Source organism: Amycolatopsis sp. cg13, assembly GCF_041346965.1.
GTDB lineage: Bacteria > Actinomycetota > Actinomycetes > Mycobacteriales > Pseudonocardiaceae > Amycolatopsis.
The window spans coordinates 7,844,634-7,866,608 of record NZ_CP166848.1; the positions used below are offsets into that span (position 1 = coordinate 7,844,634).

Annotated in this window: 22 protein-coding genes; 13 read left to right on the plus strand and 9 right to left on the minus strand. The window is 67.7% G+C overall.

The window, feature by feature from the left end:
• Positions 1–131 precede the first annotated feature (131 nt).
• From AB5I40_RS36950 to AB5I40_RS36960, 3 genes are all read left to right on the plus strand, one after another.
• A complete protein-coding gene (locus AB5I40_RS36950) occupies positions 132–617 on the plus strand; it encodes an Lrp/AsnC family transcriptional regulator (protein WP_182891173.1) in 486 nt (161 codons plus the stop codon).
• Positions 618–785: 168 nt separating this feature from the next.
• Positions 786–2,168: an aspartate aminotransferase family protein gene (locus AB5I40_RS36955; protein ID WP_370934796.1), complete on the plus strand. Its 1,383-nt coding sequence runs from the start codon at positions 786–788 to the stop codon at positions 2,166–2,168.
• Between the two features lie 66 nt (positions 2,169–2,234).
• A complete protein-coding gene (locus tag AB5I40_RS36960) occupies positions 2,235–2,642 on the plus strand; it encodes a hypothetical protein (protein WP_354735230.1) in 408 nt (135 codons plus the stop codon).
• Between the two features lie 60 nt (positions 2,643–2,702).
• Here the strand turns inward: AB5I40_RS36960 and AB5I40_RS36965 are convergent, their stop codons facing one another.
• Both AB5I40_RS36965 and AB5I40_RS36970 read right to left on the minus strand, forming a co-directional pair.
• On the minus strand, positions 2,703–4,187 hold the full coding sequence (locus AB5I40_RS36965; protein ID WP_370934797.1) for an alpha/beta hydrolase: 1,485 nt from the start codon (positions 4,185–4,187) through the stop codon (positions 2,703–2,705).
• Positions 4,188–4,267: 80 nt separating this feature from the next.
• Positions 4,268–5,083, minus strand: a complete 816-nt coding sequence (locus tag AB5I40_RS36970) for a class I SAM-dependent methyltransferase (protein WP_370934798.1) — start codon at positions 5,081–5,083, stop codon at positions 4,268–4,270.
• A gap of 55 nt (positions 5,084–5,138) precedes the next feature.
• Between AB5I40_RS36970 and AB5I40_RS36975 the strand changes: the two genes are divergently transcribed.
• The 5 genes from AB5I40_RS36975 (at position 5,139) to AB5I40_RS36995 (ending at position 8,335) form a co-directional block, all read left to right on the plus strand.
• Entirely contained in the window at positions 5,139–5,594 is a 456-nt protein-coding gene (locus AB5I40_RS36975) for a MarR family winged helix-turn-helix transcriptional regulator (RefSeq protein ID WP_370934799.1), read from the plus strand.
• An 84-nt stretch (positions 5,595–5,678) separates the two neighbouring features.
• Positions 5,679–6,878 (plus strand): FAD-dependent monooxygenase, encoded by a 1,200-nt coding sequence (locus AB5I40_RS36980; RefSeq protein ID WP_370934800.1) that lies wholly within the window; start codon positions 5,679–5,681, stop codon positions 6,876–6,878.
• A gap of 29 nt (positions 6,879–6,907) precedes the next feature.
• A complete protein-coding gene (locus AB5I40_RS36985; protein WP_370934801.1) occupies positions 6,908–7,300 on the plus strand; it encodes a MerR family transcriptional regulator in 393 nt (130 codons plus the stop codon).
• Complete coding sequence (gene trxA, locus AB5I40_RS36990) at positions 7,297–7,605, plus strand: thioredoxin (RefSeq protein ID WP_370934802.1); 309 nt, start codon at positions 7,297–7,299, stop codon at positions 7,603–7,605. The genes AB5I40_RS36985 and trxA overlap by 4 nt, the downstream gene beginning before the upstream one ends.
• Before the next feature lie 79 nt (positions 7,606–7,684).
• A complete protein-coding gene (locus AB5I40_RS36995; RefSeq protein ID WP_370934803.1) occupies positions 7,685–8,335 on the plus strand; it encodes a DUF998 domain-containing protein in 651 nt (216 codons plus the stop codon).
• Here AB5I40_RS36995 and AB5I40_RS37000 read toward each other — a convergent pair.
• A complete protein-coding gene (locus AB5I40_RS37000; RefSeq protein ID WP_370934804.1) occupies positions 8,317–9,447 on the minus strand; it encodes an MAB_1171c family putative transporter in 1,131 nt (376 codons plus the stop codon). The genes AB5I40_RS36995 and AB5I40_RS37000 overlap by 19 nt on opposite strands.
• A 265-nt stretch (positions 9,448–9,712) precedes the next feature.
• Here AB5I40_RS37000 and AB5I40_RS37005 point away from each other — a divergent pair, with 265 nt between their 5' ends.
• Both AB5I40_RS37005 and AB5I40_RS37010 read left to right on the plus strand, forming a co-directional pair.
• Positions 9,713–10,654, plus strand: coding sequence for an NAD-dependent epimerase/dehydratase family protein (locus tag AB5I40_RS37005; RefSeq protein WP_370934805.1), 942 nt, complete (start codon positions 9,713–9,715; stop codon positions 10,652–10,654).
• Between the two features lie 107 nt (positions 10,655–10,761).
• The gene (locus AB5I40_RS37010) at positions 10,762–14,157 is read left to right on the plus strand and encodes an aminotransferase class I/II-fold pyridoxal phosphate-dependent enzyme (protein WP_370934806.1); all 3,396 of its coding nucleotides are present in this window, start codon (positions 10,762–10,764) and stop codon (positions 14,155–14,157) included.
• 416 nt (positions 14,158–14,573) lie between these two features.
• Here the strand turns inward: AB5I40_RS37010 and AB5I40_RS37015 are convergent, their stop codons facing one another.
• The 4 genes from AB5I40_RS37015 to AB5I40_RS37030 all read right to left on the minus strand — a co-directional run bounded on the left by AB5I40_RS37015 (position 14,574) and on the right by AB5I40_RS37030 (position 17,895).
• A complete protein-coding gene (locus AB5I40_RS37015) occupies positions 14,574–15,116 on the minus strand; it encodes a toxin (protein WP_370934807.1) in 543 nt (180 codons plus the stop codon).
• Positions 15,113–15,562, minus strand: a complete 450-nt coding sequence (locus AB5I40_RS37020; protein WP_370934808.1) for a helix-turn-helix domain-containing protein — start codon at positions 15,560–15,562, stop codon at positions 15,113–15,115. The genes AB5I40_RS37015 and AB5I40_RS37020 overlap by 4 nt, the downstream gene beginning before the upstream one ends.
• A 791-nt stretch (positions 15,563–16,353) precedes the next feature.
• Positions 16,354–16,908 carry a hypothetical protein gene (locus AB5I40_RS37025; protein WP_354735202.1) on the minus strand — a complete coding sequence of 185 codons (555 nt, stop codon included), beginning with the start codon at positions 16,906–16,908 and terminating at the stop codon, positions 16,354–16,356.
• Between the two features lie 564 nt (positions 16,909–17,472).
• Entirely contained in the window at positions 17,473–17,895 is a 423-nt protein-coding gene (locus tag AB5I40_RS37030) for a hypothetical protein (RefSeq protein ID WP_370934809.1), read from the minus strand.
• A gap of 318 nt (positions 17,896–18,213) precedes the next feature.
• Here AB5I40_RS37030 and AB5I40_RS37035 point away from each other — a divergent pair, with 318 nt between their 5' ends.
• Positions 18,214–18,807, plus strand: a complete 594-nt coding sequence (locus tag AB5I40_RS37035; protein WP_370934810.1) for an N-acetyltransferase family protein — start codon at positions 18,214–18,216, stop codon at positions 18,805–18,807.
• Positions 18,740–19,255: a TetR/AcrR family transcriptional regulator gene (locus tag AB5I40_RS37040; protein WP_370940689.1), complete on the plus strand. Its 516-nt coding sequence runs from the start codon at positions 18,740–18,742 to the stop codon at positions 19,253–19,255. Before AB5I40_RS37035 ends, AB5I40_RS37040 begins: the two co-directional genes overlap by 68 nt.
• Here AB5I40_RS37040 and AB5I40_RS37045 read toward each other — a convergent pair.
• Positions 19,252–19,986, minus strand: a complete 735-nt coding sequence (locus AB5I40_RS37045) for an enoyl-CoA hydratase-related protein (protein WP_370934811.1) — start codon at positions 19,984–19,986, stop codon at positions 19,252–19,254. The genes AB5I40_RS37040 and AB5I40_RS37045 overlap by 4 nt on opposite strands.
• Positions 19,987–21,183, minus strand: a complete 1,197-nt coding sequence (locus tag AB5I40_RS37050) for a cysteine desulfurase-like protein (RefSeq protein WP_370934812.1) — start codon at positions 21,181–21,183, stop codon at positions 19,987–19,989.
• A gap of 93 nt (positions 21,184–21,276) precedes the next feature.
• Between AB5I40_RS37050 and AB5I40_RS37055 the strand changes: the two genes are divergently transcribed.
• Positions 21,277–21,909 carry a peptide deformylase gene (locus AB5I40_RS37055; RefSeq protein ID WP_370934813.1) on the plus strand — a complete coding sequence of 211 codons (633 nt, stop codon included), beginning with the start codon at positions 21,277–21,279 and terminating at the stop codon, positions 21,907–21,909.
• Positions 21,910–21,975: the final 66 nt, after the last annotated feature.

Sequence of the window (21,975 nt, forward strand, 5' to 3'; positions counted from 1 at the left end):
TTGTCAACGCTGGAAAGACGACGAAATCCGTTGTTCGCCACCCTGGCTGACGGACGATCCGGACACTCTGGGCGACCATTCGCTACGCCTGAGGGTTGCCCGCGGCGGGGTCGACCCGAGATGATCCCCGGATGCAGAGCCAGGACCCGAACCGGCCCGCGCCGCCGGTGGTCGACGACATCTCGAAGCAGATCATCGCCCAGTTGCAAGAGGACGGACGGCGGCCGTACGCCACGATCGGCAAGGCCGTCGGACTGTCCGAGGCGGCGGTCCGCCAGCGGGTGCAGCGGCTGTCCGATTCGGGCGTCATCCAGATCGTCGCGGTGTCGGATCCCTTGCAGATCGGGCTTTTCCGTCAGGCGATGGTCGCGATCACGGTCGACGGCCCGCTCGATCCGGTCGCCGACGCACTGGCCGAAATGGACGAGATCGAGTACGTCGTGCTCTGCGCCGGCCGCTTCGACGTGCTGTGCGAGGTGCTCTGCGCCGACGACGAGGCGCTGCTCGACGTGATCTCCAACCGCATCCGCACGCTGCCCGGAGTGCGCACCGCGGAGACGCTCGTGTACCTCAAGCTGCGGAAACAGTCCTACCAGTGGGGCACGCACCGTCGGTGACGACGAAATCCGAAGATCTGTCCCGATGAGACTGATGAAATTAGTCGTTGTGGGTGGCCCGGGCGACTGATCCGCTTGCCAACCGGCGTCGGCTCGTGCGATAACCGAGAAGTCCGGCCGGTACGCCACGGTGCGTGCCGGCAGCTTCGAGGCCCGTTTCGAGGAGCCATGACCACGACCGCCGAACCCGCCGGGATCGCCACCGGCCAGGGCGCCGCCGCACACGACAACCTCTGGCTGCACTTCACGCGGCACAGTCAGGCCGAGCACTTCCCGGTGATCGTGCGCGGCGACGGTGCCTACATCTGGGACGACACCGGCAAGCGCTACGTCGACGGCCTCGCCGGGCTGTTCGCGGTGCAGGTCGGCCACGGTCGCGAGGAGTTGGCCGAAGCCGCCGCGCGGCAAACGAAACAGCTCGCGTACTTCCCGCTCTGGGGCCACGCGCATCCGCCCGCACTCGAACTGGCCGAGCGCCTGGCCGCAGCTTCGCCGGGCGACCTCAACCGCGTGTTCTTCACCGTCAGCGGCGGCGAATCCGTGGAAACGGCGTGGAAGCTCGCCAAGCAGTACTTCAAGCTGACCGGAAAACCCACTAAGCACAAGGTGATCAGCCGAGCGCTGGCGTACCACGGCACCTCGCAGGGTGCGTTGTCCATCACCGGCATTCCGGGTGCGAAGGCCGATTTCGAGCCGCTCGTGCCGAGCACCTTGCGCGTGCCGAACACGAACTTCTACCGCGCACCCGAGCACGCTGACGACTATGCGGCGTACGGCCGCTGGGCTGCCGACCAAATCGAGCAGGCTATCGAATTCGAGGGCGCGGACACCGTCGCCGCAGTATTCCTCGAACCCGTGCAAAACACCGGCGGTTGTTTTGTTCCGCCGCCGGGCTATTTCGAGCGCGTCCGCGAGATTTGCGACAAACACGACGTGCTGCTGGTGTCCGACGAGGTGATCTGCGCGTTCGGCCGGATCGGCTACGACTTCGCGGCCAAGCGGTATGGCTACCAGCCGGACATCATCACCACCGCGAAAGGCCTGACCTCGGGTTACGCCCCGCTCGGCGCGGTGCTCGCGAGCGAGAAGCTGATGGAACCGTTCGCCGGCGGCGAGGCGACCTTCATGCATGGTTCGACCTACGGCGGGCACCCGGTTTCGTGCGCGGTCGCGCACGCCAACCTCGATCTCATCGAGCGCGAGAACCTTTACGGCCATGTGCTGGAAAAGGAAACCGCCTTCCGGGCGACCCTCGACCGGTTGACCGATCTGCCGATCGTTGGCGACGTGCGCGGCACGGGTTTCTTCTACGGGATTGAACTCGTGAAGGACAAAGCGACCAAAGAGACCTTCACCGCCGAGGAATCGGAACGGATTTTGCGCGGTTATCTCTCGAACGCGCTGTTCGAGGGCGGTCTCTACTGCCGCGCCGACGACCGCGCCGAGCCGGTGGTCCAGCTGTCGCCGCCGTTGATCTGCGACCAGCCGCAGTTCGACGAGATGGAGCAGATTCTGCGCGAGGCGCTCACTGGAGCGTGGAAGTTGCTCTGACGCTCATCTCCGCGCGGGTTGTCCCGCTACGCTGATCTTCGTTGCCTACCAACGGGAGGAAAGCGCGTGGCGGAGTGGAATGACCTGGTCGCCTACATCAGGCAGACCTACCGGGTGATCCGGGACGACCCGGGCGAAATCCGGATCCGGGTCCTGTTCGGCGACGACGCGGAGACGACGGGGCGGGCGCAGGTCGTGGTGATCGCCCGGGAGATTTTCGACCAGCGCGAGGACTGGGTGCAGATCGCGACGCCGTTCGCCCGGGTGGACGAGGTCGATCTGCTCACCGTGCTGAGCGAGGTAGGCCAGACGCTGGTGGTCGGCGGGCTCGTGGTGATGGGCGAGCACCTCGTGCTGCGGCATTCGCTGCCGCTGCTGAACCTCGACCTCAACGAGTTCACCGATCCGCTCGAACTCGTCGCCGGTTCGGCCGAGCTGCTGGAGCAGCAGTTCACCGGGCGTGACGACTACTGAGCCGCCGAAGCCACGAAAAAGCGGGGCCCTGATCCGATCAGGGCCCCGCTTTTCGCTGTCTCAGTACGGCAGCGTAGCCGGCGCGCGCGGACCGTCCATCCTGGACTGAACACTCGGCTCGACCGCCGGGCAATGCTTGCCCCGGCCCGGATTCGTGCCGTCGATCAGGAAGGCGTCCGCGGCGTCGATGACGCACTGGCTCTTCTTGAAGTACGCGCCGTGGCCCCAGCCCTCGTAGGTGAGCAGCGGAGCGCCGGACTGCTGCGACGCGCGCACCGCCCAGTTGTACGGCGTGGCCGGGTCGTAACGGCTGTTCAGCATCAACATCGGCACGCCGCGCTGGACCGACAGCGGGTGCTGCGGGTTGCGCACCGGCGCGGGCCAGCTCGCACATCCGGCCGCGGCGCTCCAGCCCAGCGGCGAGAAGTGCAGGTCAGGCGATACGTCGGTGAGCGCCCGGCGGTAGCTGTCGAGCTGCGGGTAAGACGTGATCGGCAGCCGCCAGTCCGAGCAGAAGATGCTGTTGAACGGGTTCGGAATGGGGATGTCGTCCTTGGCGAAGGCCGAGCCGAGCGGCTTCCCGTCGCGGAGGCTGACCAGGGTCTGCGCGAGCTTGCCCCAGGTGGGGCCGTAGAAGTTCTGCGAGTAGATGCCGACCAGCGCCATCGGGTCGAGTTTGTCGTCCGGCGTGCCGAGCTCGCCGCGTTCGGCGCGGGCGTACAGGTCCGCGGTCACCGCGCTGACGTCCTGGCCGTGCAGCGCGCACGACGTCGTGCGGTCGCACCAGTCGCTGAACTGCTCGAACAACTCTTGCGTGGCCTGGGTTTCCGTCTTCAGGAACTCCCAGGTGCTGCGGATCGAGTGGTCCATGTTGCTGTCGAGCACGAGTGCGCGCACCCGGTCCGGGTACGCCTCGGCGTACTGCTGGCCCATCAGCGTGCCGTAGGAAACGCCGTAATAGGTGAGCTTTTTGTCGCCGAGCGCGGCGCGGATGGCATCCATGTCGCGCACGACGCTGCGCGTGTCGGAGTGCGTGGCGAGCGGCCCGGTGATCTTCTCGCAGCTGCGGCCGAGCGCGCGGTTGTACGAGAGCAGCTGCTGGAATTCGGCGGAATCCTTCGGCTGCACCGGGTTTTTCGCGGTGAGTTCGTCGAGCCCGCACTTGATCGCGGTGCTTTCCCCGACCCCGCGCGGATCGAACCCGACCGTGTCGAATCGCGCGGCGACCTTAGGCGACAGCGTCCAGCCGCTCTGCACCTCGCCCGCGCCCGCACCGCCCGGCCCGCCCGGATCCATGAGCACCGAACCGATCCGGTGCGCGGGATCGGTGGCCTTGCGCCGCGCGAGCGCGAGCTGAATCGTGCCGTCGCCGGGATGGTCCCAATCGAGCGGCACGGTGAGCTTGCCGCATTCGGCGCCCTGCCCGGTAGGACAAGGCTTCCAGTCGATCGCCGCGGACGCGGCGCTCGCTGGTGTCGCGGTGAACAACGCCGTCGCCGCGGTGACCGCGGTGGCGGCGACGGCCAGTTTCCTGCCCAGACCCAATGCCCTGCCCCTTCGGCGTGAACTGGAGACGTCAGAGCCCTCGATCTTGCCAGAAGGTGACGGGTGCCACTAGGGCGGGTTTACCGTCCTTTGTGGACAGTGTGGGTGCTGGCGAGATGGATCTGGGAGACAAGCGGAATCAGCCCGTCTGGTCTGGTCAGTGCTGGTGCTTCGGCGAAAAAGGCGGTCTTCAGCGTGTTGGATGCCGCTTCGCCGAGCGGGAAGAGGTTGTAGGTGACGGAAACGAAATCCCAGACCTGATCGAGCGAACCGCTGAAGTCGATCGCCTCGGTGCGCCACTGAACGGGAGCGAACCCGGCCGGGGAGAGGACTTCGGCCAATCCGGCTTGATTCCGGGTGCGCTTGTCGCCGAGCGGGGACAACCGCTGCTCCGCCGGGACGTCGGCGAGGATTTCCCGCAGCAGCCTGCCGAACAGCCCGTACGCCTCGTCTCCCGCTGCTCCGCCGCTGACGACGAGGGAGAGTTGCCCGCCGGGCCGAAGCACCCGCGCCAGCTCCGCGGCGACCTGGTCGATGTCATTCATCAGCATGAACGCCATGTGCGACACGCAGGAATCGAACGCGTGGTCCGCGAACGGCAGTTGCTGCGCCCGTGCCTCCGCCACCGTTGCTGAACGCTGCCTGGCAAGCGCCAGATCTACGCTCGACACGTCGACCCCGATCGCCTGATGTCCCGCCGCGGCAAGCAGGTCAAGCAGGAATCCGTCGCCGCAAGCCAGATCGAGCACGCGGCCCGGACCGGCGATCTCGTCGCGGAGAAGCTCGTAACTCGACCGCCCGCAGGCGCTCCGCCCGCCGCCGAACGCGTGCGACGTAACCGCCGGATGGCTCGCGTGGAAGGCACGAAAGAAGGTTTCTTGCCCGGACCTGGTCACTCTCCCAACTTACGCACCGACGCGAAATCCCGTCCGCTCTTTGTAGAATCGCCGGATGGCGGACGTGGTGCCCGATCGGCGCGAGGCCGAGGTCTGGTGTTCCTACCAGCGCGTGCAACGGGCGCTCGGCAGCGCGCTCGACCGGCAGCTGGAGCGCGACGCGGGGATCTCCGGAGCCGACTACGCCCTCCTCGTCCCGCTCGTGAACGAACCGGACGGCGTGCTGCGGATGCGGGAGCTCGGCGCGACCGTCGAATGGGACCGCAGCCGGCTGTCGCATCACGTGAGCCGGATGTGCAAGCGCGGCCTGGTCACGCGGGAGAACTGCACCGAGGACGCGCGCGGGGCGAACGTCCGGCTCACCGAAGCCGGGCGGGCGGCGGTCAAGGCGGCCGAGGGCCAGCACGGCGAACTCGTGCGCCGGTACTTCTTCGACCAGGTCAGCGGCCCTGAACTCGAGCTGCTCGGCCGCGTTTTCTCCCGGATGCTCACCCGGCTCGCCGAGGACTGACCGAGGCCGTCAGCGCTCCGTGCGGGCGCGGTAAGCGGTGCGCCGCAGTCTTGCCGCATCGCCTACCGATCCAGGGGAGCAGAGATGACCAGCAAGACCGTTCTCGTGTCCGGCGCCAGCGTCGCGGGCCCGTCCGCCGCCTACTGGCTGCACCGTTACGGCTATTCGGTGACCGTCGTCGAGGCCGCGCCGCAGTTGCGACCGGGCGGGCAGGCCGTCGACTTCCGCGGCGAGCAGATGAAGCTCATCGAAGCGATGGGCCTGCTCGACGACCTGCGGGAGCTCGACACCGCGCTGCGCGAGCAGGTGCAGCTCGACCCCTCCGGGCAGCCCGCCTTCACCTTGCCGAGCGGGTTCACCAACGGCGAGCTGGAAGTCCTGCGCGGCGACCTCGCCCGCATCCTCTACGACCACACCAAGGGCTACACGGAGTACGTCTTCGGCGACCGCGTCACCTCGCTGACCGAGACCGCCGACGGCGTCGACGTCACCTTCCGCCACGGCGCCCCGCGCCGGTTCGACCTGGTCGTCGGCGCGGACGGCATCCACTCCGGCGTGCGGACGGCCGCGTTCGGCCCGGAAGCGAAGTTCCGCACCGATCTCGGCTACCACGTCGCCGGGTTCACCGCGCCCAACCACCTCCGCCTCGACCACGAGGGCCTGCTCTACAACGAACCCGGCCTCGGCGCGATCGTCACCAGCCACCTCGACCCGGCGACCGTCACCGTCGGCCTCTCCTTCCGCGGCGACCCGGACGGTTACGGCCGCCCGGACCTGGCCCGGCAGAAGGACATCGTCACCGAGGTCTTCGCCGGCGCCGGATGGGAACTCCCGCAGCTGCTGACCGCCGTCGCGGACGCGCCCGACCTGTACTTCGACACCGTCGGCCAGATCAAGCTCGACAGCTGGTCCCGCGGCCGGGTCGTGCTGCTCGGCGACGCCGCCTGGTGCGCCGGGCCGGGCGGATCCGGCACCGGGCTCGCGATGATGGGCGCGCAGATCCTGGCCGGGGAACTCGCCGCGGCCGGCGGCGACCACGCGACCGCGTTCGCCCGCTACGAGCAGCGGCTGCGCAAGGCCGCCCGCGTCGGACAGCGCAACGGGGCCGGTTCGGCCGACTTCCTGGTGCCGGCCACCGAGGAGAAGCTGCGCAAGCGCAACAAGATGTACCGCCAGCTCGCCGGTCCGATCGGCCGCCGCGTCTTCGCGTACATGGGCACCCGAGCGGCGAACGCGGTCAAATTCCGCGAATACCCGCAGCCTCGCGCGCACGCCTTGCCTTGACGTCAGCGACAAGGTTTAGCGTCGAAGACATGCGGATCGGCGAACTGGCACAGCGGGCCGGGACCACCACGCGGGCCCTGCGCTTCTATGAGGCACAGGGCCTGCTCCCGGCGGCGCGCGCGGCGAACGGCTATCGCGAGTACGACGAGGACGACCTGCGGCTGGTCACGGAAATCCAGACTCTGCGCACGGTCGGGTTCAGCCTCGACGACACCCGCCCGTTCGTCGACTGTCTCCGCACCGGCCACGACGCGGGCGACGCGTGCCCGGCGTCGGTCGAGGTGTACCTGCGGAAGCTGGACGAGGTCGAGGCCTGCATGCGCGACCTCGCCGCGGTCCGTTCCGCCCTGCTCGACAAGCTCGCCGCCGCCGCTGCGCGCCCGGCTGACCCCTGCACTGCTGAATCCGAGGAGTCCCGATGACCACCGACGCCACCTTCGCCGCCGAGGTCCTGGAGCACGGCCAGCCCGTACTGGTCGACTTCACCGCCGACTGGTGCCCGCCGTGCCGGATGATCGCGCCGGTGCTCGCCGAGATCTCCGCGGAACGACCCGGCCTCACCGTGCGCGAGCTCAATACCGACGAAAACCCCGAAACGATGCGCGCCTACCAGGTGATGGCGCTGCCGACGTTGATGCTGTTCCGCGACGGAGCCCCGGTGGCGTCGTTCGTCGGCGCCCGGCCGAAGGCGAAACTTCTCGCGGAATTGGACGACCTGCTGGGCTGAACCGGTGGATTTCCCCGTCTGTCCGGTGAACCGGTGACGGAACAGGTACAAAGAGTGCACGACTTCGGGGAGCCGTGCCATGACTGCTTTCGTGCGCTCTTACCTGTTCCTTCGCCGCGCCATCGGGGTGCTCGGGATCCTGCTGCCGATCGTCGTGATCGTCGGGAAGGAGCTGCTGGAAGGCGGCGGCCTGCTCGGCTCGCTCAGCGGCTATTACTACAGCGATCTCCGGAACGTCTTCGTCGGCACCTTGTGCGCGATCGGCGTCTTCCTGATCGCCTACCGCGGTTACGGCCGGGTCGACGACATCGCGGCGAACGTCGCGGCGATCGCCGGCATCGGCGTCGCGCTGTTCCCGACCCAGCCGGTCTCGCCGACGCCCACCCAGCACGCGATCGGCGTCGCGCACCTCGTGTTCGCCGCGATCTTCTTCCTCACCCTCGCGTTCTTCTGCCTCTTCCTGTTCACCAAACACGACGGCGCGCCGACGAAGCGCAAACGTTCGCGCAACGCTGTCTACCGGACGTGCGGCATCGTGATGCTCGCCTGCCTGGTGCTGATCGTCCTCAATGGCCTGTTCTTCAACGCCGCCACCGCGGCCTTGCATCCGACGCTCTGGCTTGAGTCGCTCGCGGTGTTCGCGTTCGGTTTCGCGTGGCTGACGAAGGGCCAGACGCTGCTGGGCGACCAGCCGCAGCCGCAAGCTCCGGCTCAGGCGAGCTTGGCGTAAGCCTCCGAAACCTGGGTGAGCCAGGCGACTTCGGCGGCGAACGTCTTCGCGTCGTGGTCGTCGAACGCGCCGTTGTCCTGGTTTTCCGCAGGGGTCACACCGGACGTCTTCGCCTCGAGCGCCTGGCGGATCTTGCGCGCCTCGGCCATCGCCTGGTCGCCGTTCGGGGTGTCGGCGCGATCCATGTACGGCCGCAGCGCGCGCCAGCCGTCGCGGATCTCGATGACCCGGCGATGCAGCCGGTAGTGCAAGTCCGACCAGCGCCGATCGGTGTCTCCCTCGGCTGGCGGTTCCAGCGCGATGCCCGGCGAGGATTCGTACAGCGAATGCCACAGCGGGTAGAGCGCGCGATAAGAACGGTAATTGCGCTGCCACCGCGCGACCGACGACACGTGCTCGCCCCACGACGGCATGGTCAGCCCGAACGACACGATCACGATGCCCAGCGCGCTGAACACCGACGGCGCGATCGCCCACGTGCCGAGGTGCCAGCCGAGCGCCGGGCTCACGATGTTCACCGCGCGCGTGGCGCAGTACAGGAACAGGATCACCGCGCCGACCGCGAGGGTCCGCAACGTCCGGCGCAGCCACACCCTCGACGTGCTTCGCGCGTACGGCAGGCACTGCAGGTAGATCGTCACGCACGGCACTGCCTGCGAAATGATGAACAGCAGCAGGTAGGTGAGGATGACCGGGTCCTTGCTGCCCACGGCGAACGCGGTGCCCGGCGTGCCCGGCTTGTTGCCGATGAAGAACAGCACGGTCAGCACCACGAACAGCACCGCGCCGGAAACGATCCACGCGCGGATCTGGGCGCGGATCTCCGACGGCGGATTCGCCCACAGCATCAGGAGGAGCTGCGCGCTGATGCAGTACGCGACCGCGGCCAGGTGCAAGATCAAGATCGCCAGATTCGGTATCCCGAACAGCGAGCCGATGCTGAGCGAGATCGCGCCGAGGGTGAACGTGACGCACTGCAGGATCAGCGTCGTCATCAGCACGATGTAGGCCGGGTCGCGCCACGAGCGGCGCATCGAGAAAAGCTTGTACAGCAAGGCCGCGTACGAGGAGACCGCCGACAAGGAGAACAGAATGATCTTCAGGGTGTTCACTCGCGCCCCCGGATTGCGGTCAGTGCCCGGTGGGCGGAACGGTGTGCGCGGCGACCTTGGCGGAATTGTTCACGATCGGCGACCATACACCACCGCAACGTGCTGAACTAGGGCCGGAAAACGGGTTCTGGCCTGGGCGAATTCCGGGTGGAGCCGGGGTGTCGGCAGCCTGGTCGAGACCAGTCCGCCGCGACGGTCCGGTGAACGGCGGACGGCCGGTTCGTGAACGGCCGCAACGGGATGCGCTGGTGGCTAGGGTGTCGCCATGGGTTTTCAGGCGGTGCTCGGATACGGACCGGCAGGGGCGGCCACCGCGGCTTTGCTGGCTGAACAGGGCGAGCGAGTGCGGGTGATCGCCCGTTCGCCCCGAGAGAACGAACCGGGGCTGGAGCACGTCGCGCTCGATGCCGCCGACCAGGCCGCGCTCATCGAAGCGACCAAGGGCGCGACCGCGATCTACAGCTGCGCGAGCCCGCCTTATCACCGGTGGGCGACGGATTGGCCGCCGCTGCTGGACTCGATCTGCGCCGCGGCCGAAACGAACGGCGCGCTGCTGGTGTCGCTGGGGAATTTGTACGGCTATGGGCCGGTCGACGGTCCGCTCACTGAGAATCTGCCGCTCGCGGCCACCGGGACCAAGGGCCGGATCCGGGCTTTGCTGTCCGGACATTTGCACGCATTGCACGACGAGGGCCGCATCCGGATGGTCGAGGTGCGCGCCTCCGATTTCTTCGGCCCCGGAGTGACCGACGGCGGACATCTCGCCGCCCGCGTAGTGCCGAACGTGCTGCGAGGGCGAAAGGTGCAGGTACTCGGCGATCCGGACGCGCCGCACAGTTGGAGCTACCTTCCGGATGTCGCGCGCACGCTGGTCGCGGCCGCGCGGGAAGAAAAAGCGTGGGGCAAGGCGTGGCATGTGCCGACTGGTCCGCCGCGGTCCGCCCGGGTGATGGTGGCGCTGTTGTGCGAGGCGGCCGGAGTGCCTCCGGTGCCGGTGCAACGCCTTTCCCCGATGTTACTGCGGGCTGCCTCCCTCGTTTCGCCGCTGTTACGCGAGTTGGGGGAGGTCCGCTACCAGTTCGACCGCCCGTTTGTCCTGGATTCCCGTGCGGCACAGGAATTTTTCGATATCGAACCGACGGCGGAGAAAGATCAATTCGCCGCGACCGTGGCCTGGTGGCGTGATCGCTTGGCTACCGTGAGTTGAGTTGTCTGTGCATTCCTCCGCAGATTGCCCAATGCCCTTGAAAAACCGGGTAAGAACGGGCAATCTCGGTGTCGACTGGGTGGGAATCGGCACGAGGAAGTCATGCCATGGGGTCTGCTGCATCTGGGTGGGAAGAATCCGAAAATAGCCAGGACATCGCCGTTGTCGGAATGGGATGCCGTTTTCCGGGAGCGCGCAACGTCAACGAGTACTGGGATCTGCTGAGCGAGCCCAAACCGCAGTTTCGGCGAGTGCCGGATTCGCGGTGGCGGCGCGAAGCGTTCTACAACGACGATTTCCGGGACAGCACCGCGGTCTACTCCGACCGCATGGCGCTGCTGGAGGACGTCGGCGACTTCGACGCGGGGCACTACAAGATCCCGCCGCGGCGGGCCAAATCGCTCGACCCGCAGCACCGGCTGCTGGTCGACTTGACCCGGGAAGCGCTGCAGGACGCGGGATGGGAAGCGGGGGGCTTCGACCGCGACGACACGTCGGTGATCATGTCGCTCAGCGACAGCGGTTACCGCGACATGAGCACGTTGCACCTGCGACTAAAGCAGCTGATCGGCGGCGAGTTCGGCCGGGCGGGCGATCCGGCGATGGCCGAGGCGGCGTCCGCGGTCAGCGGCCTGCACGCCACCGCGATGGCCGGGCTGCTGCTCAACATGGGGCCGAGTTCGATCAGCAACGTCTTCGACCTGCACGGCGAGAGCTACGCCCTCGACTCGGCCTGCTCCGGCGGGCTGACCGCGGTGGCGAACGCGGTGTTCGCGCTGCGGGCGGGCAGATGCCGGATCGCCGTCGCAGGCGGCGCGCAGCTGGTCCTGGCCCCGGACCTGTTCGTCGGCCTGTGCCGGATCGGCGCGATCTCGCGCACCGGCGAATGCCGCCCGTTCGACCGCCGGGCCGACGGTTTCGTGCTCGGCGAGGGGGCGGGCGTCCTGGTGCTGCGCCCGCTCTCGGACGCACGAGCGGCGGGAGACCGGGTGTACGCGGTGATCCGCGGCGTCGGATTGTCCAATGACGGCACCGTCAAGGGCGGCATGATGCCGCAGGAATCCGGCCAGCTGCGCGCATTGCGGCGGGCCTACCAAGACGCGGGAGTCGACCCTGCGTCGGTCGGTTTCCTGGAAGCACACGGCACCGCGACCGCGGTCGGCGACGATGTGGAGATCGGCGCGCTGACCGAACTGCGCCGCGGCGCGGAGGACCCGGCGTATCTCGGCGCGGCGAAGTCAGTGGTCGGCCATTCCCTTGGCACCGCCGGAATCGCCGGACTGATCAAGTCCATTTTGTCCGTCCACAAGGGACAGATTCTGCCGCAGCCGGATTTCGAGCAAGCGGACCATCTGCCGCTGCGAGAAGCCGGTCTCCAGGTAGCCGGCCAGATCACCCCGTGGGACAGCGACGGACCGCGCCGAGCGGGAGTCAGCGCGTTCGGTTTCGGCGGCTCGAACGTGCACGTGGTGATCGAGGAGGCCGCACAGGAATCTCCGTCCGCCGAAACGCCGCGCCTGCTGTTGCTCACCGCGCGGGACCGCGCCGGACTTGCTCGGCACGCCCGTGAAGTGGCTGATGCGCTCAGCAGCGAGACTCCGCCGCTGGCGGCGGCAGCAGGCACTCTCGCCCGCCGAACGCTCTTCCCGGAGCGGCTCGCAGTAGCCGCGGACGATGTCGCTGACGCGATCGCCAAGCTCGTCGACGCATCAGTCGCCCTGGAATCCGGGCAGAACGGCGAACTGGTCCCCGGTGTGTTCGCTGGCGTGGTGTCACCGGGGGAAGAGCCGACCGAGGACGGCGTCCCTCTTGAGCTGGCTCCGCGCGCGGTGACCGGAACCGGACTAAGACCGGCCGCGAACGGCCTGCCGCACTGCACGCTGCCACCGAGCCCGCTCAGCCCGCGACGCCACTGGGTCGTCGACGACGCGAAGCTGGCCAAGGCGCAGACGTTGGAACCCCTTGGCGCCACTGCAGCGCCGGTCGAGGAGGCAGCGGAGACGACGTCCGCCCGGGACGTGCTGGCTGTGGTGCTTGAAGAAGTCGCACGGACGACAGCGTTCCCGGTCACCGAGTTGTACGCCGGGCAGCTGCTCGTGGACGATCTAGGCTTCGATTCGCTGATGCTGACTGAACTGGAAGGCCGGCTGCGTAAGCGTTTTCCCGACTTGCCGCTGGAAGTCGAGCAGTCGGGCGCGCTGACCGTAGGCGCGGTAGCGGGTTTGCTCGCTCCCGCAACGGCTTTGGTGTCTGCTGCTCCAGTGCCGGACACACCGGCTCCGTCGTGGGATCCCACGAGCGCGGCGATCGAAGAGTTCCCAGAGGCAGCGGCGATCGATGCACGGCTGAAGGAATTCGACGACCTAGGCGTGCCGAATCCGTACTTCCGCAAGCATCAGGGACGGATGGACGCCACAACGTCAGTGTCCGGCCGTGCGTATTTGTCCTTCTCCAGCTACAACTACCTAGGGCTGGCCGGTCACCCAGCGGTGACCGCGGCGGTGCACGAGGCCGTCGAACGATACGGGACTTCGGTGTCCGGCAGCCGCTTGCTGGCTGGAGACCGCGACCTGTCCCGTGACCTGGAGACGGAGCTGGCTGCGTTCCTAGGCGTCGAGGACAGCCTTGTCCTGGTGAGCGGCCACGCGACGAATGTCGGCGCGATCGGCCACCTGGTCGGCCCAGGCGACCTGATCGTGCACGATTCGCTGGCACACGACAGCATCCTGCAAGGCTGCGCACTGTCCGGTGCCACGCGGCAACCGTTCCCGCACAACGACACAGCACGACTGGAGGACGTGCTGCGTCGATCACGATCGCGGTTCCGGAGAGTGCTGATCGTCGTAGAAGGCGTCTACAGCATGGACGGCGATGTCGCCGATTTGCCTGCGCTGATTGAACTTAAGCGACGCTATGGCGCATTGCTGATGGTCGATGAAGCGCACAGCATCGGAACAATGGGCCCACGCGGAGCCGGAGTCGGCGACCATTTCGCCGTTGATCGTTCTGGCGTCGATCTCTGGATGGGAACCCTGTCGAAGTCGCTGGCCGGTTGCGGAGGCTATCTGGCCGGTTCAGCGAGGACGGTCCGCTGGCTGCGGTATTCGTTGCCAGGTTTTGTTTACAGCGTCGGAATCACTCCAGCCAACGCGGCGGCTTCCCTTGCGGCGCTGAGGATCCTGCAGGAGGAGCCGGAGAGATTGGCGCGACTGCGGGATAATTCCAGGTTGTTCTTGGAGTTGGCCACAGCAGTCGGACTACCTACCGGGTCAGCTGGGGACACGCCGATCGTGCCTTGCGTGGTCGGGGGTTCGGATACCACGTTGAGGCTGGCGACGGCATTGTACGAACGCGGCGTGGTGGTGGATCCGATTCTGTATCCAGCAGTGGAAGAGGAGCAGGCCCGGTTGCGGTTCTTCATCACCAGTGAGCATCGGGAGGATCAGTTGAGGTATGCGGTGGGGGTGGCGGGGACGGAGTTGGCCGGGTTGCGGGCTGGGTGAGGTTCGGCTCGTCGCCTGGCGGCGACATTGCCGCCTTGGTTGCGTGGGGCACCCCGAAGCCCGAGTGTGCTGACGGTTCGGGGGTGCTTGTCAAGGCGGGAAAGATGCCTTGACAAGCACCCCCGAACCGCAGAGAAGGCTTCGTATCGGGGTGCGGGGGAGGGGCTGGGTGCCTCGAACGTTGGGTGCGTCGGTGCGGTTTCGCGGGTGGTGGGGGCCGGCGCCCCAATGTGGCATTGGGTGCGTCAGATGCACCGAACGCCACATTGGGTGCGTCGCATGCACCCAATGCCACATTGGGGGCGCATCGCGGCGGGCGGCGGCGGGCGGACTTGCGTCGGTCGTGAGGGGAGCCCTGAGGGAATCAGAGTCTGTGAGGGTGGCCCTCACGGACGGCGGGTGCACCGGGAGCGGGGCTAGAGGAGCGAGCGCTCGATCCGGTCCATCGGTTTCTCCCCGGCTTTGGGCGTCTGGGCGATCGGTTTCGACGGCGTGCCCATGCGTTCCGACAGCAGGAAGGCGATGATCTCGGCTTCCTGTTCCTGCGCGTCGTCATAAGTAGCGCGCATCAACATGTCGCGGACGATGTCCGGATCCAGGTTCGGGAACAGGGAACGGGCGCTCTCGTCGTCAAGGAGACCCGAGCCGCGATGACAGCAGATGATGTGACCCAGCTCGTGCAAGATGATGTGCTCCTGGTGCGCCCCGGTGGTGTTGGCGTCGAAGAAGATCAGGTCCTCGCCCCGTGCGGCCACCCACATGCCGCACGGGTGCGACGCCGGCATCGGGAGCGGCACGAGGGTGATCGGCCGTTCGCGGATCTCGCCGAGGCGCGCGCAGAGGGCGGCAAGGTCGTATTTCGGCGGTAGGCCGAGTTCGGCGATCCGCCGGGCGCCTTCGTCGCGCATCCGCCGCAGCTGCTCGCGCCGCTGCGGGGCGTCGGACGGGGTGCCGGTCACCGTGCGGCTTCGTCCGTGACCGGGGGCAGCCCCTGCATCTTGCGGTATTGGTCCATGATCGTGGTGATCGCCTGGAGGTTTTCCTCGCGCATGCCCGCCGCGCGCATCGCGACCGCCCGGACGCCCGCCTGGCGCATCGCCTCCACCGCGGCCAGCTCCGACAGGACCGACCCGGCGACCTCGTCGTCGAAGAAGTACGCGACGGAGACCCCGAAGAATTTCGCCAGTGCGGCCAGCAGCTCCTGAGAGGGGTTGGTCCGTTTGCCGGTGCGCAGCTGAGACAAGTACACCGCGCCGACCTTGAGCTCCGGCGACGCCCGCTTCAGCTCGGCTGCCACCTCGGCGTTCGTCCAGTGCCTTCCCTGCGGCCGTACCGTGCGGAAGAGGTCGTCGAGTCTGGAGGCCAGGGTGGGCCGGGAATCCGCCGGCCGATCGTCTTCGGACATGCTGCTACGCCCCTCCAGTCGCAGCTGATTGCTCTCAGCTAAGGCGACTATCTCAGATTAGCTCACAGTTGACAATCACTGGACGGCTCCACAAGACTGTGCCTCGACGAGATAGCTGGTGGCTAACTCGCCACATCCGGGCAAGAGCGGCAGGCGTAGTACCGGCCCGGGGCGACGCTGGGGGTGTCGCCCCGCTCGGTCCGCCGAGCTGGGCCCGGAGGCAGCAGGATGCGTCAGCGGACTGCCTCCGGGCCTAGCGAACTACGCCCGACCGCGCATTCACCGGGGTTGCGAACTTGGCTTGTTCGTTTGCGCTGGCCGGACCGCTTCTTTCTCGCGAACTCGGCCCGTTCGGTAGCGGATGTCTTGTCAACGCGCTAGCCAGCAGCGACCACGCAGGCTGCCAGACTGCTTCCGGCACGCGCGAATCGCCCTAGGGCGGCGGCACCGATCGTCGAGCTGCTTAACGCTCCGTCGAGCGCCGCTGCCGCATTCAGGAACCGCACCCATGCGCGCGAGGTCTTGCCGGGCTGCGCGCAATGCTCCCGCAGGCACCGCAGTCGAGCAGCCTGCGGAAGCTTCAGTGAGCCGCTTCGGGATTCGTGAACCGACTCATCCGGAGGGTCTCACCGGGTTGTGCGGAACGCTCCGGCAAGCACCGCGACCACCCAGTGCGTGAAGGTGTCAGCCAGCCGGTTGCCGAGTCGCGAACCGCATCCATCCGCCGGAGGTCCGGCCAATCCGTGCGAAACGCCCCAGCAAGCACCGCGACCACGCAGCCCGCGAAAACCTCAGCGAACCGCTTCCGGCCCAGCGAACTGCGCCCACTCGGCAGCCCACCGCGCCGCGCGCCGGTGGTCCAGCACTCGCCGCGCCACCCAGAACGCACCGCCGAGCACCGCGACCGCGCACAGCCAGCAGAAGGCCGCGACCAGCACGCCGTTGGTGACCGCGTCCGCGTGCGTCAGCGGGGCGGTGGTCTGCTTGCCGGTGTCGTCGAGCCAGATGTCGGTGGTCGAACCCTCGGTCGCGGAAGCGCTGGGCACCGTGATGATCCCGGTCCGCTGCACGCTGTTCGGCGGCTTCCAGACCGCGTTCACGCGCGCGGTATTGGCGATCGGCGCGCTGTCGCCGACGGAAGCGGCCGGCTGCGCGGCCGTCGTGAGCACCGTGGCGGTGACCTGGTGCCGCGACTGCAGCTGTGCGTCCGAAGCGGCGGTCTCCGCGGTGATGTCCGCGCTGCCGATCATCATCGCGAACGGAATCGCGATGAGCGCCAGCAGCGTGACGATCCCGGCGAACACGCCTTCGATCCGGTCCGACCGTCGCACGAGCGGGTTGCGCACGGCGCCGAGCCGTCGGAGCAATCGTTTACCAGGGTGTGGTGGTCTGCCTGCCCGAGTCCTGTTCCGCATGACTCCCATGGTCCTCTTTCGCGCGCGCGAGCGCTGTGTCCCGCACAACGTTTTTCACGTTTTTCCTGGGGATCCGGTGTGTTTCTGCTTACCTCCAGGGCAGGGGTTTACCCGTGTGGGTGACGACGAGCGGAGGTTCGCCCCGCGGCGGCGAGTGGTCCAGGCCAATGTTCGGCCGCGCCCGCGTGGCCCAGAGCACGTTGCCTGGATTGATCTTTCGCCGCGCAAGCCCGCGAATGGGTTGCGGTGCCGACGATTCGGAGGCGGATCGTCTGATTCGCACGGTTCACGTTGGCGGGCAAGCGATCTTGTGCCATTGCCGACGGGCGGTTGTGCGCCGGATGTTCGCGAGGAGGCAACCGCGGGTTTCCCTCGCGGACGGCTCGGGCAGACTTGCCCGCCCGAGCCGTCGCGAAATGCCTTGCCGCTGTTCACTTCGGAATCAGGCATTGCCGATCACAAACCGAGGGGCAATCCCGATATCCGGGAACCCATTCAGTCGACCAGTCGAATCGTGGCGGTAGGACTGTGCGAACGCCGCCGGGTGATCCCGTGTTCGGCGACGATTCCGAGTTGGATGCTGCGATCGGCGGGCGCCCAGTAGCCCGTGCGCACGAAATAACCGTCCATTGTGCAGAGCCGGTTCGCGCTCTTGCGGGAACTGATCGTCTCCCAGCCCCATTGCCGTCCGCTCTCCTCGACGCCGTTGCGCCGCACGTGCAGCCGCGGGTTCCCGATCTCCCGGCAGTACGCGCTGCCGTCCGCGATGTACAGCACGCCGTCGACCTTGTAGAACCTCTTGCCGTCCAACAGGCTCACCTGGCCGGACAGGGTGAAGTGCACCCTGCCGCCATTGGCCCCGTCCATCGTCCAGTCGAGACAGAATTCCTTCGTCGGAACTTCGAGCGACTGGGTCATGGCCGTGTCTCCTTTGCTCGCAGGCCGGAGCGTCCAGGAAAATATAAGGAAGAAACGCGTTCCCGGCAGGTATCGGGAACCGTTTTCACCCAAAGAGGCCCAGTGACCACGCATCGTGGTCAACGCCCGATTAATCGGTGGAATTACCGCCGATGGGGTAAGGCGGATACGATAAGTGAATTCGTCTTGCCCGAAACCGGTGGCCGCCCGGCGGTCCCGGGGTCCGCGGACTGCGCGGGCCGTGTCGGCAGCGTGACATCTCCCATGACGCTTGTCATAGCCACGGCCGTGTGCAACCCTCGGGTTATGACGACTGTCATGACCGCCGTGCGACCGGCCACCGCCGGTTCCGTGGCCGATCTCGTCCGCGCCTGCTCGCCGGAATCGCTGAGCCGCCGGTTCACCCTCGGCGGCCCGATCGACCCGGAGTCGGTCCTGTCCCGGTACCGGCGGTTTCTCCTCGTCGGCACCGCTCTCGTCGCCGAGGTTTCCGGCACGCCCGCCGGGCTGCTGAACGCGGTTCCGGAAGACGGCCGCCGCGTCGAGCTGGGCCTTCTCGTCGCCGACGGATGGCAGCGGCAGGGCATCGGCCGCGGCCTGGTCAGGCTGGCCGCCGAGCAGTGGCGAGGCTGGACGCTGCACGCCACGGTGCAGGAGGGCAACGTCGCCGCGGAAGGATTGCTGCGGGCGTGCGGGTTCCGCTGCGTCCCGGGGTACGGCGGCGAGAACGAGTACGAGCTGACGGTCACGGAGGAGACGCTCGATGACGGAACGGCCGGCGCGCGACCGGATGGTCTACAGCGCTGCGCAGTTGCTGCGCACGCAAGGCCTGAGCGGCACCGGAATGCGCGAGGTAGTAGCGCATGCCGAGGCACCGCGGGGGTCGCTGCAGCACTACTTCCCGGGCGGTAAGGAACAGCTGTTCGGCGAAGCCATCGACTGGGCTGGCCGCTACGCCGCGCGTCGCGTCACGCGCGCGATGGACGCCCTCTCAGACCCGACGCCGTCCGCGCTCTTCGCCGCCGTTGTCGAGTACTGGCGCGCAGAGTTCGTCGAGATCGGCTACGACTACGGCTGTCCGCTAGTCGCCACAGTCACCGACACGGCCGCGTCGAGCGAACCGTTGCGCGAGCGTGCGAACGACGCCTTCGTGCAGTGGCGGAAGCCCATCGTGTCCGCGTTGGAGCAGATGGGCGTACCGGCTGCGCGCGCTGCTTCGTTGGCAGTGTTGATGATCAGCGCGCTTGAAGGAGCCTTGGTGTTGGCGCGCGTCGAGCGCGCGGTGACGGCGCTCGACACCGTCGTTGAGGAACTAGGTCCAGTTCTCGACGCCGCGGTGGACAAGCGCCGCCGTCGTTAACGACGGTCGAGCTTCGCGCGCAACGTGGCGACAGTGTCCGGGTCGTGCAGCAGTTCGGCGAAGTGCTTGGACTCCGACTCCATTCGCTCCTCGACGCTCAGGTCAGTGCGGTCGTGCAACAGTGCGCGCGTCGCCGTCACCGCGCGCACCGATCGGGTGGCGAGCGTCGCGACGCGTTCCTCGACGCGCTTACTGAGCGCTGTTGCGTCAGGGAGCACTTCGTTGACCAACCCAAGTTGCGCCGCTTCGACCGCAGGCAGTCGTTCTCCAAACAGCAGTAGCTCCGTCGCGCGCTGCGGACCGACACGGCGCGGCAGCGCGTAACTGCTGCCGAACTCCGGCACCAGCCCCAGCGGTACGAACGGGAACTGCAGGTAGCTGCGTTCGGTGGCGTAGACGAGGTCGCAGTGCAGCAGCAGGGTCGCGCCGATGCCGACAGCCGGACCGTCGACCGACGCGACCACCACCGCCTGCGTCGCGAGCAACGCCTCCTGAAAGACCCGCGCGGGCGTCTTCGTGCTGTCTCCTGCTTCGTGGGCAAGGAAGTCGCCAAGGTCGTTGCCCGCCGTGAACGCACCGCCAGCTCCGCTCAGTACGGCGATAGGCGTGCGGACAGCGTCGAAGGCGTCGGCGAGGGCGACGTACATCGCCTTCGTGAGCGCGTTGCGCTTCTCCGGCCGGTTGATGGTGATGGTGGTGACCTGTCCGTCGACAGTCGTCTCGATGCTCATTCACAGCTCCGCAACAGCAGCGAGCAGCAGATCGACTTCCGCTGCAGTCGTGTACGGCGCGATGCCCGCGCGTACGGCACCAGCGTCGCCGAGACCGAGATGCCGTGCGCACTCGATGGCGTAGAACGTCGAAGCAGGCGCGTTGATCCCGCGCGCGCCGAGACGCTCGTACACAGCCTGCGGCGTCAGGCCGGTGACTGAGAACAGCACTGTCGGCGTACGGCGACGCGTCGGTGAGCCGTAACGCACGACGCGCGGCAGCGCAGCGAGACCGTCCTCCAACCGCTGCAGCAGTGCGTCTTCGTGGGCTTCGAGCGCCGTAAGCGACGTACGCAAACGTTCGCGCCGACTGCCTTCGCTCGGCACTAGCCCGGCGAGGAAGTCGATGGCCGCGGTAGTGCCCGCGAGGAGTTCGTACGGCAACGTACCCAGCTCGAAACGCTCCGGAACGGCGTTGCTCGACGGCAGCAGCTTGTCCGGCTGCAGTGTCTCCAGGAGATCGGGCGCGGCGGCGAGAAGGCCGAGGTGCGGGCCGAGGAACTTGTACGGCGAGCAGGCGTAGAAGTCAGCGCCCAAAGCGGTGATGTCGACCGGCGAGTGCGGCGTCAGATGCACGCCGTCCACATAGCTCAGCGCGCCTGCTTCGCGCACCGCGTCGGTAATCGCCGGGATGTCCGGACGCGTGCCGAGCAGGTTCGACGCGGCAGTAACCGCGACCAGCCGCGTCCGGTCAGTGAGCAGGTCTGCGATCGCTGACGTCGACAACTCGCCAGTCTTCGGATCAAAGTCCGCCCAGCGAACAGTCGCGCCGCGCGCTTCGGCGGCCTGCACCCACGGCCGGACGTTGGCGTCGTGGTCCAGCCGAGTGACCACGACGTCGTCGCCAGGGCCCCAGTTCTTCGCGAGCGTGCGGGAGAAGTCGTAGGTCACCTGGGTCATGCTGCGCCCGAACACGACGCCTTCCGGCCGTGCGCCGAGCAGGTCAGCGACGGCCTGGCGGGCTTCGCGCACGACGCCGTCCGCGCGGCGCTCCGCCGCTGTGACAGTGCCGCGGTTCGCGATAGCGGCGCAGAGGGTCGAGGACACTGCTTCGCCGACCACATCCGGGACCTGGGAGCCGCCAGGTCCGTCGAAGTGGGCGGCACCGCTCTCGAGCGCGGGGAAGTGCTTGCGGATCGCGTTCACGTCGTAGGCCACGGCTGCCAGCTTGCCTGATCCCCGGGCGAGTGTCGTGCTCCGCGCGGGTGCGATCATGCCGCAGTCCCGTTGCCCTTGGAGAGGAGTCCGCCAGTGCTCGCCGAAGAGGTCGAAAAACTGCTCGCCCAGCCGTTGCCGTGGCCGATCGTGCAGGCAGGCGACCCCGTGCTGCGCGCCGCGGCCCGCCCGTACGAGGGCGAACTGAGCGACGGGATGCTGTCCGCGCTGATCGAGGGCATGAAGGAGACCATGCGCGCCGCGCCCGGCGTCGGCCTGGCTGCGCCGCAGATCGGCCTGTCGGTGCGGATCGCTGTTGTCGAAGATGGTGCCCGCGAACGTCCAGGCGTCGCCGAATCCACCCTCGCCACCCGCGGGATCGTCCCGCTGCCGTTCCGCGTGCTGGTGAACCCCACGTACACCCGAGTGGGCGACGAAACCGCCGCGTTCTTCGAAGGCTGCCTCAGCGTGCGCGGCTGGCAGGCCGTCGTCGCGCGAGCCCTGCGGGTCCGGCTTCGCGGCAGCGACGAGACCGGTGCGGCTCTGGACGAGGAATTGTCCGGCTGGCCAGCACGAATCGTCCAGCACGAGACGGATCACCTGCACGGAATCCTGTACCTGGACCGGGCCGAACTGCGCTCGCTGTCCACCCACGAAGCCGTCGCCCGTCGCTGGACCCAGCCGACCCCCGCGGACGCCGCCCGCGAACTGGGTTTCGACCTCCCCTGACGAGTTCGGCTCCGGTTTTTGTCGGTGCCCGCTGATACGTTCCTCCGCAGTTGCCCCGACCGGGGC